At 48.0% G+C, this 13,960-nt stretch carries 13 protein-coding genes and 1 tRNA gene; 2 read left to right on the forward strand and 12 right to left on the reverse strand.

What is annotated here, in order from left to right; genetic code table 11:
• Window positions 1–398: 398 nt before the first annotated feature.
• Window positions 399–1,226, forward strand: a complete 828-nt coding sequence (locus HPY31_RS20960; protein ID WP_172142318.1) for an ABC transporter ATP-binding protein — start codon at window positions 399–401, stop codon at window positions 1,224–1,226.
• 167 nt (window positions 1,227–1,393) lie between these two features.
• On the opposite strand, the gene eno is transcribed toward HPY31_RS20960, so the two are convergent.
• The 9 genes from eno to rpoN all read right to left on the reverse strand — a co-directional run bounded on the left by eno (window position 1,394) and on the right by rpoN (window position 11,947).
• Window positions 1,394–2,680: a phosphopyruvate hydratase gene (gene eno, locus HPY31_RS20965; RefSeq protein ID WP_015893463.1), complete on the reverse strand. Its 1,287-nt coding sequence runs from the start codon at window positions 2,678–2,680 to the stop codon at window positions 1,394–1,396.
• A gap of 87 nt (window positions 2,681–2,767) precedes the next feature.
• The gene (gpmI, locus tag HPY31_RS20970) at window positions 2,768–4,309 is read right to left on the reverse strand and encodes a 2,3-bisphosphoglycerate-independent phosphoglycerate mutase (RefSeq protein WP_172142319.1); all 1,542 of its coding nucleotides are present in this window, start codon (window positions 4,307–4,309) and stop codon (window positions 2,768–2,770) included.
• Between the two features lie 12 nt (window positions 4,310–4,321).
• On the reverse strand, window positions 4,322–5,080 hold the full coding sequence (gene tpiA, locus HPY31_RS20975; protein WP_172142320.1) for a triose-phosphate isomerase: 759 nt from the start codon (window positions 5,078–5,080) through the stop codon (window positions 4,322–4,324).
• 21 nt (window positions 5,081–5,101) lie between these two features.
• Window positions 5,102–6,286 (reverse strand): phosphoglycerate kinase, encoded by a 1,185-nt coding sequence (locus tag HPY31_RS20980; protein WP_015893466.1) that lies wholly within the window; start codon window positions 6,284–6,286, stop codon window positions 5,102–5,104.
• Between the two features lie 99 nt (window positions 6,287–6,385).
• Window positions 6,386–7,390: a type I glyceraldehyde-3-phosphate dehydrogenase gene (gene gap / locus HPY31_RS20985; protein ID WP_007720484.1), complete on the reverse strand. Its 1,005-nt coding sequence runs from the start codon at window positions 7,388–7,390 to the stop codon at window positions 6,386–6,388.
• A 19-nt stretch (window positions 7,391–7,409) separates the two neighbouring features.
• On the reverse strand, window positions 7,410–8,774 hold the full coding sequence (locus HPY31_RS20990) for a Na+/H+ antiporter NhaC family protein (RefSeq protein ID WP_172142321.1): 1,365 nt from the start codon (window positions 8,772–8,774) through the stop codon (window positions 7,410–7,412).
• A gap of 18 nt (window positions 8,775–8,792) precedes the next feature.
• Window positions 8,793–9,818, reverse strand: a complete 1,026-nt coding sequence (locus HPY31_RS20995) for a sugar-binding transcriptional regulator (protein WP_015893468.1) — start codon at window positions 9,816–9,818, stop codon at window positions 8,793–8,795.
• Window positions 9,819–10,294: 476 nt separating this feature from the next.
• Window positions 10,295–10,567, reverse strand: coding sequence for a glutaredoxin family protein (locus HPY31_RS21000; protein ID WP_172142322.1), 273 nt, complete (start codon window positions 10,565–10,567; stop codon window positions 10,295–10,297).
• 6 nt (window positions 10,568–10,573) lie between these two features.
• Window positions 10,574–11,947 carry an RNA polymerase factor sigma-54 gene (rpoN, locus tag HPY31_RS21005; RefSeq protein WP_172142323.1) on the reverse strand — a complete coding sequence of 458 codons (1,374 nt, stop codon included), beginning with the start codon at window positions 11,945–11,947 and terminating at the stop codon, window positions 10,574–10,576.
• Window positions 11,948–12,189: 242 nt separating this feature from the next.
• Here rpoN and HPY31_RS21010 point away from each other — a divergent pair.
• Window positions 12,190–12,264: transfer RNA gene (locus tag HPY31_RS21010), tRNA-Arg, on the forward strand.
• Between the two features lie 112 nt (window positions 12,265–12,376).
• On the opposite strand, the gene HPY31_RS21015 is transcribed toward HPY31_RS21010, so the two are convergent.
• From HPY31_RS21015 to HPY31_RS21025, 3 genes are read right to left on the reverse strand one after another with little or no spacing between them, the layout of a single operon-like run.
• Entirely contained in the window at window positions 12,377–12,859 is a 483-nt protein-coding gene (locus HPY31_RS21015; RefSeq protein WP_172142324.1) for a hypothetical protein, read from the reverse strand.
• A 53-nt stretch (window positions 12,860–12,912) separates the two neighbouring features.
• Window positions 12,913–13,407, reverse strand: coding sequence for a hypothetical protein (locus tag HPY31_RS21020; RefSeq protein ID WP_172142325.1), 495 nt, complete (start codon window positions 13,405–13,407; stop codon window positions 12,913–12,915).
• A gap of 53 nt (window positions 13,408–13,460) precedes the next feature.
• On the reverse strand, window positions 13,461–13,946 hold the full coding sequence (locus HPY31_RS21025; protein WP_172142326.1) for a hypothetical protein: 486 nt from the start codon (window positions 13,944–13,946) through the stop codon (window positions 13,461–13,463).
• Window positions 13,947–13,960: the final 14 nt, after the last annotated feature.

Here is a 13,960-nt window from a genome sequence, read left to right on the forward strand (position 1 = left end):
TTCGCTTTTTGCATTCCGTCTCGGTCGGTGTACCAAAGATCTTCGCTTATTTCTCCTGTTTCCTCTACGAGCTTTCCATGTTAGTCCGATTTTAAAAGCCTTAAAAGAATGTAGAGCATATTCCGTTACGCCAGAGAAGAATATTTCCAGACGTAGCGACTTGTGGAGTCCGACCGAGCGGAGAGGGATTCGCGGGCAAAAGAAACGCAACCGTGCCCATACGACGTAGCGGCTACTACTTTTGCCTTTCCCCGCGAATCCCTTCGGAGCGGACAGTCCCAACCCTCAGCGGGACGGAGCACTGAGCCTAGACTGGAAATATTCTTCTCCCCACCGCAGCCACATGCGACCCTGAATATATTTTTTAATTCCTATACGTTGAAAGGAGTCCAACCCATATGCAAGCTTTGGAAACCCAACGACTTACGTTATCGTACGGAGAACGCAACATCATCGAAGCTTTAGATTTAAACATTCCGCGTGGAAAAATCACCGTTTTCATCGGCAGTAATGGCAGTGGCAAATCGACATTACTGCGCTCTCTGGCACGTTTACTCAAACCAAAGGAAGGCGCCATCCTGCTTGAAGGAGAATCGATCGCGAAACGCTCTACCAAAGAGGTAGCCAAACGTCTTGCCATCCTTCCTCAAGGGCCATCTGCACCAGAAGGATTGACGATCCTGCAATTGGTCAAACAAGGACGTTATCCTTATCAAAACTGGCTACAGCAATGGTCGGAAGAAGACGAGCAGATGGTCAACAAAGCATTGGCAGCTACTCAACTCACAGATATGGCAAACCGCGCCGTCGACAGTCTCTCTGGCGGCCAACGTCAGCGCGCCTGGATTGCGATGACGCTCGCTCAAGGAACCGAAACCATTTTGCTGGATGAGCCTACGACTTATTTGGATATGTCGCATCAGATTGAGATTTTGGACCTGTTGTTTGAACTGAATCAAACGGAACAGCGCACCATCGTCATGGTTCTCCACGATCTGAATCTCGCTTGCCGCTATGCCCATCATATCGTTGCCGTTCACAATCAGACCGTCGTGGCAGAAGGCTCTCCGAACGAAGTGCTGACGACCGATCTTGTCCGTACGGTTTTCGATATGGATTGCCAAATTACGCAAGACCCTCTGTACGGAACTCCTATGTGCATCCCGTACAGTAAAAGCCGTCTGGGCACTGTGCAGACCGAACGAAAAGCATTCGCCATGTCATAAGCCTCAAACAACAAAAAGACTGTCCATCGCGTAGTATGGGCAGTCTTTTTTTCGTAGATAAAAGCTTGAACATGCAACGAATCGAGGCTTCTGGTGGCATATGTCGTTCATCCAAAAAACAGCGGCAGTTCCGGACTTTTTTGCGTCCTGAACTGCCGCATGCAAGCTTATTTCTTCAGGTTGTAGAATGCAGAACGACCACCAAAGCGAGCTGTATCAGCCAGTTCGTCTTCAATACGCAGCAATTGGTTGTACTTCGCTACGCGGTCCGTGCGGGAAGGCGCACCAGTCTTGATTTGACCTGCATTTGTAGCAACTGCGATATCCGAAATCGTGGAGTCTTCGGTTTCACCGGAACGGTGGGAAATCACCGCAGTATAACCAGCCAGCTTCGCCATTTCGATTGCCTCGAAGGTTTCTGTCAGCGTACCGATTTGGTTTACTTTTACCAGAATGGAGTTACCTGTGGAGGTCTCGATTCCGCGAGCCAGACGCTCAGTGTTGGTTACGAACAAGTCGTCACCTACCAGCTGAACTTTGCTACCCAACTTGTCAGTCAGCGCTTTCCAGCCATCCCAGTCGTCTTCAGACAGACCGTCTTCGATGGAGATGATTGGGTATTTGTTTACCAGATCTTCGTAGAATGCGATCATTTCTTCTGTTGTTTTCACAACGCCTTCGCCTTCGAAGTGGTATTTGCCGTCTTTGAACATTTCTGTAGCTGCTACGTCCAACGCAAGGAACACGTCTTTGCCTGGCTCATAGCCTGCTGCCTTGATCGCATCCAAAATGGTTGTGATCGCTTCTTCGTTGGATTTCAGGTTTGGAGCAAAACCGCCCTCATCCCCTACTGCTGTGCTCAGGCCTTTTTCACCCAATACTTTTTTCAGGGAGTGGAAAATTTCCGCACCTGTGCGCAGCGCTTCCTTGAAGGAAGTAGCACCTACTGGCATAACCATGAATTCCTGAATGTCTACAGTGTTGTCTGCGTGCTTACCACCGTTCAGGATGTTCATCATAGGAACTGGCAGCATTCTCGCGTTGAAGCCACCGAGGTAGTTGTAGAGAGGAACCCCGAGAGATTCTGCAGCCGCACGTGCTACTGCCATGGACACACCGAGAATCGCGTTTGCGCCCAGCTTACCTTTGTTTGGCGTGCCGTCGAGCTGAATCATCGCCATATCGATGCCAACTTGATCCAGGGCATCCATACCGATCAGTTCAGGAGCAATGATTTCATTCACGTTTTCTACGGCTTTCAGAACACCTTTTCCCAAGTAGCGGGATTTGTCACCGTCGCGAAGCTCAACCGCTTCATACGCACCTGTAGACGCTCCAGATGGAACATCCGCGCGACCCATCGAGCCATCCTCGAGATATACTTCTACTTCCACAGTTGGATTACCGCGGGAGTCCATAATTTCGCGTGCATAAATGTCAGTAATCATTGCCATTTCTCGTCCATCTCCTTTTTTCAAGTGCACTTACCATCTATTTCGATTTAAACGCCAAGCTACCCTTACAGTGTGTCCCAGCGAAGCCTATTTTGCAAGTAACGATTTACCTGTCATTTCAACGGGTTGCGCTACTCCCAAAAGCTCCAAAAGCGTCGGCGACAAGTCGGCCAAAATACCGTCTTCACGCAGAGCAGCCCCGTCTTTTGTCACAATGACAGGCACCGGATACGTACTGTGTGAAGTAATTGGTCGTCCCGCTTCATCCAGCATCAGATCCGCGTTGCCATGGTCAGCTGTGATGACGGCTACGCCACCCTTTGCTACGATGGCATCGACTACCCGGCCCAAGCATGCATCCACCGTCTCGACTGCTTTGATTGTTGGCTCCATCATACCGGAATGACCAACCATGTCGCAGTTGGCAAAGTTCAGGATGATCGCGTCAAAGTTGTCTGCCTCGATCTCAGCGACAACAGCGTCTGTCAGCTCTGGTGCACTCATCTCCGGCTGCAGGTCGTACGTCGCCACTTTTGGCGAAGGAATCAGGATGCGCTTCTCACCAGGAAACTCTTTCTCACGCCCGCCACTAAAGAAGAACGTCACATGCGGATATTTCTCCGTCTCAGCAATGCGCAGCTGCTTCAAGCCATGCTGGGAAAGCACCTCTCCCAATGTGTTATCCAGATTTGAAGGCTTGTAAGCGACATACCCATTAACCGTCTCGGAAAAATGCGTCAGGCACACAAAATGCAGATCGCGCGGGCGCTCATCTCCGCGGTCAAATCCACGGAAATCTTCATTCGTAAATGCCTGCGACATTTGAATCGCACGATCCGGGCGGAAATTATAAAAAATAATCGAATCGCCGCTTTGAACGGTCGTCACTGGTTTTCCGTTTTCCTCGAGAATCACGGTTGGCATGACGAACTCATCCATAATGGACTTTTCGTAGGATTCCTTAACCGCCTGAACCGGATCACGATAAGCCGGAGCATCTGCATACACCATGGCACGATACGCCTTCTCTACGCGCTCCCAGCGTTTGTCACGATCCATCGCATAGTAGCGACCTTGTACGGTAGCAATACGGCCAACACCCAGCTCTGCGATTTTGGCTTGTAGCTGCTCGATATAACCCACTGCACTGTCAGGCGATACATCGCGGCCATCCAGGAAGCCGTGGATGAACACATCCACAAAGTCCTGCTTTTTCGCCAGCTCGAGCATCGCAAACAGGTGGTCAATGTGACTATGTACACCACCATCGGACAAAAGTCCGAACAGATGGAGCTGCTTGCCGTTTTGCTTCGCGTGCTGGAAAGCAGCAATCAGTGTTTCGTTCTCATAAAAAGCGCCTTCTTTAATCGACTTGGTAATGCGCGTCAAATCCTGATAAACGACACGCCCAGCCCCGATATTGAGATGGCCTACTTCGGAGTTCCCCATCTGTCCTTCTGGCAGCCCAACAGCCAGCCCACTTGCCTCTAGTGTCGCGTGAGGGTATTGGTTCCAGTAACGGTCAAAATTCGGCTTGCTGGCTTGCGCTACTGCGTTTCCATACGTTTCGTTCCGCAGAGCAAAACCATCCACAATCAAAAGGGCAACCGGTTTTGGTCTTTGTGCCATTGCTTTCTCCTCCTATCGCGACGTTGCTCCTGCCACAAGCTGCAAGTAGCTATTCGCTACGAGACTCGCTCCACCGACCAATGCACCGTCAATGTCAGGCTGTGCCATGTAGCTTGCGATGTTTTCCGGCTTTACGCTTCCGCCGTATTGAATGCGCACTTTCTCCGCTGTCGCTTGTCCGAAGCGTTCACCGATTACGCTACGAATAATAGCAATCGTTTCATTGGCATCCTCTGCCGTGGAAGACTTGCCTGTACCAATCGCCCAGATCGGCTCGTATGCAATAACGGTATCCGCTACTTGTGCAGCATCTATTCCAGCAAAAGCCCCTTCAGTCTGCGTACGGACTACGTTAGCTGTCTCGCCCGCTTCCCGCTGCTCCAGACTCTCGCCTACGCACACAATCGGTACGAGACCTGCTGCTAATGCGGCTACAACCTTTTTGTTCACCGTCTCATCTGTTTCATTGAAATATTGACGGCGCTCGGAGTGACCAAGAATCACGTACTCCACACCAATTTCTTTCAGCATGGACGCGCTGATTTCGCCTGTATAAGCACCTTGCTCTTCAAAATGCATGTTTTGCGCCCCGATGGCAATATCCGTGCCCGCCAGCTCTTCTTTAAGTGCAGCCAACGCTGTAAAAGGTGCGCAAATGACTTTTTGTACTCCCGAAGTATTATTGCTTGCCTTGGCTTCCTGGGCAAACGCTCTCGCCTCGGCCATCGTCTTGAACATCTTCCAGTTCCCCGCGATAATTGGTGTTCGCATGCAAACTCCCCCTCTTCGCTCTTATTGGTTATCTGCCAACACAGCTACGCCTGGCAGTTCCTTGCCTTCCATGAATTCCAGGGACGCTCCGCCGCCTGTAGAAATGTGTGTCATCTGCTCGGCTACGCCTGCTTTTTCCACAGCTGCTACGGAATCACCGCCACCGATGATCGTCGTTCCGCTACATGCTGCCATCGCCTTGGCTACGCCAATCGTGCCGCCTGCAAAAGCATCCATTTCAAATACGCCCATCGGACCGTTCCATACAACCGTTTTCGAATCTACAATGACGCTGTGGTACTGTTCCACTGTTTTTGGACCGATATCGAGTGCCATCCAGCCCTCTGGAATTGCATCGATTGCCACGACCTGCTTTTCTGCATCTGCCGCAAAACGGTCAGCTACCACAACATCAACTGGCATCAGCAATTGAACGCCGCGCTCTTTTGCCTGCTCCATCAGTGTACGTGCGAGGTCGAGCTTGTCGTCTTCACACAGAGAAGCACCAATGCCATAGCCTTGTGCTTTGAGGAATGTATTCGCCATACCGCCGCCGATAATCAGGTGATCGACTTTGGTCAACAAATTTTCAATGACAGCAATTTTATCTTTTACTTTTGCACCGCCGACAATCGCTGTAAACGGACGCTCCGGATTGGACAAGGCTCCGCCCATGAAGCGAATTTCCTTCTCCATCAGCAAGCCTGCAACTGCTGGTATGTACTCAGCGATTCCCGCTGTAGAAGCATGTGCCCGGTGAGCTGTGCCGAATGCATCATTGACAAACAGATCAGCCAAGGCCGCAAAGCTTTTTGCCAGTTCTGGATCGTTCTTTTCTTCTCCCGCATGGAAGCGCACGTTTTCCAACAGGATGACGTCGCCAGACTCCATTCGTTCTACTGCCGCTTCTACGTCAGCACCTTGGCAATCCTCCAGCTTACGCACGTCCTTGCCCAAAAGCGAGGACAGATGGGCTGCGACAGGGGTAAGACGCATCTCTTCCACCACTTGGCCTTTAGGACGACCAAAATGGCTCGCCAAGATTACTTTGGCTCCTGCCTCCATCATGAAACGGATGGTTGGTACAGCAGCACGAATGCGTGTATCGTCGGTGATTACCCCGTCCTGCATCGGCACGTTAAAGTCGACACGGCAGAATACGCGCTTGCCTGCCAGCTCAACATCGCGGATAGATTTCTTGTTCATGAACGATCCTCCCAAATCATTGGCTTTTTATTCGGAAAAAAGATATGGGAAAAGGGAGATTGCTCTCCCTTTTTTTCCACAACAGTTCTATTTTACGTGTTAGAAGCCGCGCTGTGCAACATAATGACACAAGTCTACGACACGATTGGAGTAACCCCACTCGTTATCGTACCAGGAAACGACTTTCACCATGTTTCCTTCCAGTACCATTGTAGACAAAGCATCGATTGTGGAGGATGCAGGGTTTCCATTGTAGTCAGAGGAAACGAGTGGTTCTTCGGAGTAGCCGAGAATGCCTTTGAGAGGGCCTTCTGCCGCTTCTTTCAGCGCGTTGTTGATTTCTTCAACAGTTGCGTCTGTCTTCAGCTCAACGACCAAGTCCACTACGGATACGTTTGGAGTTGGTACGCGCATAGCGAAACCATTCAGCTTGCCTTTCAGCTCAGGCAGTACGAGTGCTACCGCTTTTGCCGCTCCTGTAGAGGTTGGAATGATGTTTTCCGCAGCTGCACGGGCACGGCGCAAATCTTTGTGCGGCAAGTCGAGAATTTGTTGGTCATTGGTGTAAGAGTGAACGGTTGTCATCAAACCGCGTACGATCCCGAATTTTTCATTGAGAACCTTCGCGTATGGCGCCAAGCAGTTCGTTGTGCAGGATGCGTTGGAGATCACAGTGTGTTGCGCTGGATCGTACTTGTCTTCGTTTACACCGATTACGACTGTAATGTCTTCATTTGTTGCCGGAGCGGAGATGATGACTTTTTTCGCGCCACCTTCCAGGTGCTTCGCTGCATCTTCGCGCTTCGTGAAGCGTCCAGTCGATTCCACTACGATTTCAACACCGTAATCTGCCCACTTCAGTTGAGCTGGATCGCGCTCTGCCAATACCTTGATTTCTTTTCCGTCTACGATGAGCGTGTTTTCGGAAGCTTCAACACTCACGTTCAAAACGCCATGAACCGTGTCATATTTCAAAAGGTGCGCCAGTGTGTGCGCATCTGTCAGGTCATTGACCGCCACGATTTCTACATTCGGATTGTTCAGTGCTGCACGAAATACGTTACGACCGATACGACCAAATCCGTTAATACCTACTTTTACCATAATGTATACCTCCTGCTCATTAGCTAGCTTTATTCTTCATCGCGAGAAACCTGCCCTCTGGCGAAAACCAGCGGGTCGATAATATCGTCACAATCGGTAATAAGATTGGAAAAAACACAAAGGGCAATGTCTGGATCGTCGAAACACCTAACGTGAGCGCCATCATCATCGATAGTCCGTTCCACGGAATCAATACAGGCATGACAACTGTGGAGTCCAGCATCGTCTTGCCCAACAGCTCGCGCCCTCCCTTCCATTGGGAGAACCTCCCGAGAAGAGTCGCGCCGAGAACCAGAATCGGAATGGTTTGGTTACAGCTGATGATGACCACTAACAACGACAATGCCGCTGCTTTCGCTACCAATACGGTCTTATTTTTTGTATGACCCATCATTTTGTCTACGATGGGAGTTAATAAATTGGCTCTGTTCAAAATGCCGTTTAAAAAGCCTGCGAGAATGATTAACGCCAGAACACTGAAGATGGCGAACATCCCGCCCCCATGGACCAGTTGATCCAGCGGCGTTCCTGAATGAAGCTCAAATCCAACTAGCATTGATGTAAAAAACGTCTTCACATCCAAATTCCCATTGATCCCGACTAGAATCGCACTGGCTCCGATACCGAAAAACAATGCCTTCACCGCTTTTACTCTCAGTGCAAAAGAGGCAATTAACACCACGAGAGGCAGCATGAGCAGCCAATGTACAGAAAAATGACTGACTAACAGCTCCTGGTACATTTGAATGGTATCCGTCGAGTTCGCTTGAGGTCGAAACAGATCAAGGATCAGGAAAAGTAACGCGCAAATCGCTACCGTAAGCAAAGCAGGACGCCTCATTCTTCTTTCCTGCTCTTCTGTCATACCGACATTGGAAAGCACCAGTAATCGACTGCTGGATATCGGCGAGAAACGCTCCCCCACCATCGCTCCAGAGATGAGCGCGCCACCTACGATCGCAGGTGATATCCCTGCTGCGTGCGCTATGCCCATCAAGGACAGCCCAATCGTACTCAGTGTACCGATTGATGTACCCAATAAATAACTGACGCCTGCGGTCAACAGAAAAGAGAGAACGAACAAATACTCGACATTCACAATCGATAATCCGTAGTAAATGATGGCGGGAATGGTTCCTCCCATCATTAATAGAGGAATCAAGAGTCCTACTAAAAACAGAATCGTAAGGACAGGCTTTGCCTTTTGGACACCTTCCCAGCCAAACACGAACTGTTGCTTCCACGGATAACCCAATCTTTTTACACTAACCAGTGTGACCAAGATCGCAAAAACAATCCCCCATGCGATCGGAAAACCGAGCGATAGGCTCAAAATGATACCAGCGATCATTGCCAAGATGGGTGTTACCGATGTGATAGACATGCGACCGACTTCCTTCCGTTACAATCGTGCGGACAACAGCGTATAAGCTGCCCCTTCGTCCGTAATGAGTACATTCTGACACGATTGCTTAGCAAAGGAAAGAATCGCTTTTGCCTTGCTTTCGCCCCCCGCAATAGAGAGCACTGTTTCTGCCTTGTGCACTTCCTCTAGCTGTAAACCAATTGTCGGCATTCTGTGGACCGTTTCTCCCGCTTCATTAAAGTAGTAGCCGAATGCTTCTGATACAGCACCCGTCTCCACTAATTCCGCGAGTTCTTCCTCCGAATAATTCCGCCTTCTCGCCATCGTGACGGCATCCCCGATTCCATGCAAAACGATTCGAGTCTCGCCCAAGAGTGACAGCACGTCTTGTACCTGTGGCTCTTTGACCAATGTCTGCAAGGCTTCTGGATGGAGGCGATCCGGTACGTGAAGAAGCCGATAAGAAGCACCTGTTTTCGCTGCCATGGCGGAAGCGAGCGTGTTCGCTTGCAGCTCTACTCGTTCTCCCAATCCACCGCGAGCAGGGACAAACTGAACGTTTTTGAACGAAGCAGAAGGCGTCAGATGACTTGCTACGCTGGCGATGGATGAACCACCTGTTACCGCTACAATGTCGCCTTCTTGCACGACTTGTTTGAGGACCCGTGCCCCTACCCGTCCCAGCTCTTCCTTTACCCAAGGTGACTGGTCTGCATTGCCCTGCACCACAATGACTTCTGCTATGCCCAGCTTTTTTTGCAGGCGCTCTGCCAAGTCAGTAAGGCCGAATAGCTCTCCGACGAGAGGCTCCATGTCGTCCAAGACTTGTTGTCCTTCTTCACTCAGGCTCATTCCCGCAGCTGTTACATGAAGGAGCCCCGTCTCTTTTAGCAGTTCCACTTCTGCCCGCAAAATACGTTCAGTGGTATCCATGGCTTGAGCAAGACCTCTTCTGCCAATCGGCTGCAAATGATAGATGGATCGGAGCAACATGTACCGCTGACGCAAAACTTGAATCAAGTCAGGCAACAATTTTTGTTGCAGTTCCAGTAAACGTCGCATTTTACCTTCTTCCTTGGTTACAAATTGTTGATCGGGACGTTTTATGTCCCTGTATATACATTTTTTGTCCCACTTGGTGCAAAAAAAAGATCACTTGCTACAACTTGAATGTATCATATTTAACCATATCTTGCAAGTTCCCCTCTACCTATAAGACAAACCATCAGGAGGTCGTTTTCGTTTGAGTCAACATTGTGGAGGAGAAGAAAAAGTACAGTTCTCTTCGACTCTGACACGCCAGCAGGGTAGATTCACTGTCCGTCTCCACTTCCAAAAGGGGACCGTCGAGCCAAAGCCACCCTACGGGCGGACGTTTCTCAGAGAAGAAGTGTTCGACAAGCGGGTCCCCTTTTGGAAGTTCCGACTGGGTTGGCGATGCCAAGGTCTACGAGCCCTGTGCTTTTTCTTCTCACCAGCTTTGTTGGTTCATCGGTACTTTCTAAAGCTAAAAAACAGCCCAATACCATAGCAATCATTTATGATAGAGCAGTACGTCTATGTAGTTCCTCGTGCAGCTCTTTTAGCGTCACCACATGCGTTATGGAACGAAACACGATCTCTCCATCTATCTCGACTACGGGAATGACAAACATCATTTCCTCATGCAAAGCCGGGTCACTTTCAATATCAACCATACGCATACAAAGGGGGAACTCCTCCGCCAGAGAACGGATGTAGAGCTCCACCTCGTCGCACAAATGGCATTTTTTTCTCCCGTACAAAACGATTTCAAAAAGCTTTTCATTCATATATTGTTAAAACCTCTTTCGTTTGGCCGACGATGGGATCAGCATTTCTTCCCGGTACTTGGCAACCGTTCGGCGGGAGATCTCAATCCCCTCTGTAAGTAGCATCTCACCCAGCTTTTGATCAGATAACGGAGCTTTCCGATCTTCTTGCTCGATCAGTGCTTTGATTCTGCGCTTAACACTCTCAGAAGAAGTCGCTTCCCCACTGGAAGTAGATAGTGCTGACGTAAAGAAATACTTCAACTCAAAGATTCCGCGCGGTGTCTGGACGTATTTGTTGCTGGTTGCCCGGCTGATCGTCGATTCGTGCAGGCTGACCCGCTCTGCTATTTCCTTTTGCGTCATGGGCTTTAAATAATGAATTCCCCGATCAAAAAACTCCCGTTGCATATCGAGGATGGCCTGTGTTACACGCATGAGCGTCAGGCGGCGCTGCTCCAGACTTTTTGCTAGCCACATGGCGGCATTCAGCTTATCGTGAATGAACTGTTTCGCTTCATCCTGACTTTTTTGCTGGCTCAGCATTTTTTCATAGAAGCTGTTGATTTTCAGCCGCGGTGCAGCAACATCATTGACCAATACAACATAATCATTCCCGACCTTCTCTACGGTCACATCTGGAATGACATATCTTGTCTCTACGGAAGAAAAGGCAGCCCCAGGACGCGGATTCAACGTACGGATCAAATCTGCCATCGTCTGTACCTCTTGTGGTGTACATCCGATTTTGTCTGCAATCCGCTGATAGCGATTGTCCGCTAAATCTTGCAGGTGGTTACGAACGACCTGCACGATCTTTTCATCATCGAGTGCCAAATGCTCAAGTTGCAGCAAAAGACATTCTTCGAGGCTGCGTGAAGCTACGCCTACTGGATCAAAATGCTGCAAAACGGACAACACGTCTTCAATCTCCAGCATTTCAGCGCCTAGGCGCTCACTTGCTTCCTCCAGTGTAATTTCTAAATATCCCTTCTCATCCAAATTCCCGATCAAAAAGAGAGCAATCTGTTTTTGCAGCGACGAGAACCCTTTTACATAGCCGAGTTGACGCTCCAAATGTTCGTACAGCGTCTCCGCACCTTGCTGGACGTAATCCAGCGGATTGTAAGTGCTTTCATTTTTCGACGAACCGTACTCACCTGTCGCGCGATTGCCTACAATTTCTTTCCAGTCAATCTCAGGGGCTGGTTTCTCTGCTTTTGCAGAAGCGACTTCTCCAGCCACTTCAAGGTCGAAAACAGGATTTTCATTGGCCTGATCCTGCAAATAGGAGATGAGATCAATGGCTGAATACTGCAATATGGTAATCGCTTGGCGTAATTCCGGCGTCATCACTAATTTCAGTGTTTGTTCTTGAAATAACCCCAATCCCATGTTCATGAAGCTCGCCTCCTTCGCACTTGCTCATGCTGCACGATGACTCTTTATTTTCATTATATTCGTTCTCTCATGCAATTTTCCTGCCAAATTGATGAAACAGAGCACAAAAAATGTCGAAAGATCTTCACCAATGGACTTTTTCACTTTCGCTTACCTTATCGCTAGTTTTTTCTGCTGAACTACTTTTTTTCGTTTGCATTGAGATTCTCGATGTTTTATAATAAAAGTTGTCGTCACATTATACGCCTGTAGCTCAGTGGATAGAGCAATGGTCTCCGGAACCATGTGCGGGGGTTCGATTCCCTTCAGGCGTACCATACTTTCAAACCAAAAGCGATCTCTTGAATTTCAAGAGGTCGCTTTTTTATGTTGAACCCTCATGGGAACAAAAAAACAGCCCAATTAAGGACTGTTTTTCTTGTGCTACATTTATTGGTTAAAAATCGCTTTGAAAGAATAAGGGATTGGGGTGATTGGTCTATTATCCAATAATGCATCAGGGGCCATAATCTGAATGTGATACTGTCCTTCTTCAGGAATGTTTACTGAAAAAGATGTATTTCCAGTAATACGAACTCTTTCTACTTGCCCCCCTGATTGTTTCTTCACCCAAATAACAATCGGTTCAGAACTTGTTGATTGTCTACTAAAAGCAAAATTAAAGCTTCCTGGTTTTGCATAAAAATTGTAGAAATCGACATCTTTATGGTGATTAATCGCAGCTGTGTATGAAACATTCGAATTTATATATGGAGCGAATGAAACACTATCATTTGGCTCATATGGATCGGTCACCGAAGCAGCAGCTTTTTGGGAAGACTTCATATTTTTAGCTGGTTCTGCTGCAAATGCAGAAGCAGATGCGGATAGAGCTACTGCGAGGGTCAACAAACTAACTACGACTTTTTTCATATATGTTGCCTCCTAATAACTAGGTACGGAATTGTGAGTATTTGTAAGTGATCTTATTGATTAAAAAAAGCTTTGAATGTGTAAGGCATAGGGTTGATTGGGGTCGTATCAAATCCTGCATCTGAAGATACAATAAAGATGTAGTATCTTCCTTCTTCTGGGATATTTACTGATAAAGTTGTATTGCCCTTAATACCAAATTGGCTTTTTATTGTCTCTCCTTTTGTCTCTCCTTGCTTTCTCACAAGGATGTTAAACGTGTGCTTGCTTGCAGATAATCTACTGAATGCCAATGTAAAATCCCCAGGTTTCGCATAAAAATTAAAAAAATCAGCATCTCTATTGTGATCAATCGCTGCAGTATATGAGGTATTCGAATTAATATAAGGAGCAAATGCAGGATCATCATTTGGCTCATAAGGATCGGTCACCGAAGCAGCAGCTTTTTGGGAAGACTTCATATTTTTAGCTGGTTCTGCTGCAAATGCAGAAGCAGATGCGGATAGAGCTACTGCGAGGGTCAACAAGCTAATTACGACTTTTTTCATATATGTTGCCTCCTAATAACTAGGTACGGAATTATTAATATTTGTAAGTGATCTTACTGCTTAAAAAAAGCTTTGAATGTGTAAGGCATAGGTTTGATTGGGGTCGTATCGAATGCTGCATCTGCGGATACGATATAGATGTAATAACTTCCTTCCTCAGGGATATTTACTGATAAAGTGGTATTGCCCTTAATATCAAATTGGCTTTTTAGTGTCTCTCCGTCTTGCTTTCTCACCATGATGTCAATTGTGTGGTTGCTTGCAGATAATCTACTGAATGCCAATGTAAGATCCCCAGGTTTCGCATAAAAATTAAAATAGTCAGCATCTTTATTGTGATTAATCGCTGCAGTATATGCGGTATTCGAATTAATATAAGGAGCAAATGCAGGACTGTCATTTGGCTCATATGGATCGGTCACAGAAGCCGCTGCTTTTTGAGAAGACTTCATATTTTTAGCTGGCTCTGCAGCAGATGCGGAAGCAGATGCGGATAGAGCTACTGCGAGGGTCAACAAGCTAATTACGACTTTTTTCATGAATATTACCTCCG

The sequence above is a fragment of the Brevibacillus sp. HB1.3 genome, from assembly GCF_013186635.1.
Lineage (GTDB): Bacteria > Bacillota > Bacilli > Brevibacillales > Brevibacillaceae > Brevibacillus > Brevibacillus brevis_D.

What these genes read in the sequence shown, in the direction of transcription:
- HPY31_RS20960 (WP_172142318.1), top strand. Translation starts at nt 399, where the DNA reads ATGCAAGCTTTGGAAACCCAACGACTTACGTTATCGTACGGAGAACGC.
- eno (WP_015893463.1), bottom strand. Translation starts at nt 2,680, where the DNA reads ATGGCAATGATTACTGACATTTATGCACGCGAAATTATGGACTCCCGC.
- gpmI (WP_172142319.1), bottom strand. Translation starts at nt 4,309, where the DNA reads ATGGCACAAAGACCAAAACCGGTTGCCCTTTTGATTGTGGATGGTTTT.
- tpiA (WP_172142320.1), bottom strand. Translation starts at nt 5,080, where the DNA reads ATGCGAACACCAATTATCGCGGGGAACTGGAAGATGTTCAAGACGATG.
- HPY31_RS20980 (WP_015893466.1), bottom strand. Translation starts at nt 6,286, where the DNA reads ATGAACAAGAAATCTATCCGCGATGTTGAGCTGGCAGGCAAGCGCGTA.
- gap (WP_007720484.1), bottom strand. Translation starts at nt 7,390, where the DNA reads ATGGTAAAAGTAGGTATTAACGGATTTGGTCGTATCGGTCGTAACGTA.
- HPY31_RS20990 (WP_172142321.1), bottom strand. Translation starts at nt 8,774, where the DNA reads ATGTCTATCACATCGGTAACACCCATCTTGGCAATGATCGCTGGTATC.
- HPY31_RS20995 (WP_015893468.1), bottom strand. Translation starts at nt 9,818, where the DNA reads ATGCGACGTTTACTGGAACTGCAACAAAAATTGTTGCCTGACTTGATT.
- HPY31_RS21000 (WP_172142322.1), bottom strand. Translation starts at nt 10,567, where the DNA reads ATGAATGAAAAGCTTTTTGAAATCGTTTTGTACGGGAGAAAAAAATGC.
- rpoN (WP_172142323.1), bottom strand. Translation starts at nt 11,947, where the DNA reads ATGAACATGGGATTGGGGTTATTTCAAGAACAAACACTGAAATTAGTG.
- HPY31_RS21015 (WP_172142324.1), bottom strand. Translation starts at nt 12,859, where the DNA reads ATGAAAAAAGTCGTAGTTAGTTTGTTGACCCTCGCAGTAGCTCTATCC.
- HPY31_RS21020 (WP_172142325.1), bottom strand. Translation starts at nt 13,407, where the DNA reads ATGAAAAAAGTCGTAATTAGCTTGTTGACCCTCGCAGTAGCTCTATCC.
- HPY31_RS21025 (WP_172142326.1), bottom strand. Translation starts at nt 13,946, where the DNA reads ATGAAAAAAGTCGTAATTAGCTTGTTGACCCTCGCAGTAGCTCTATCC.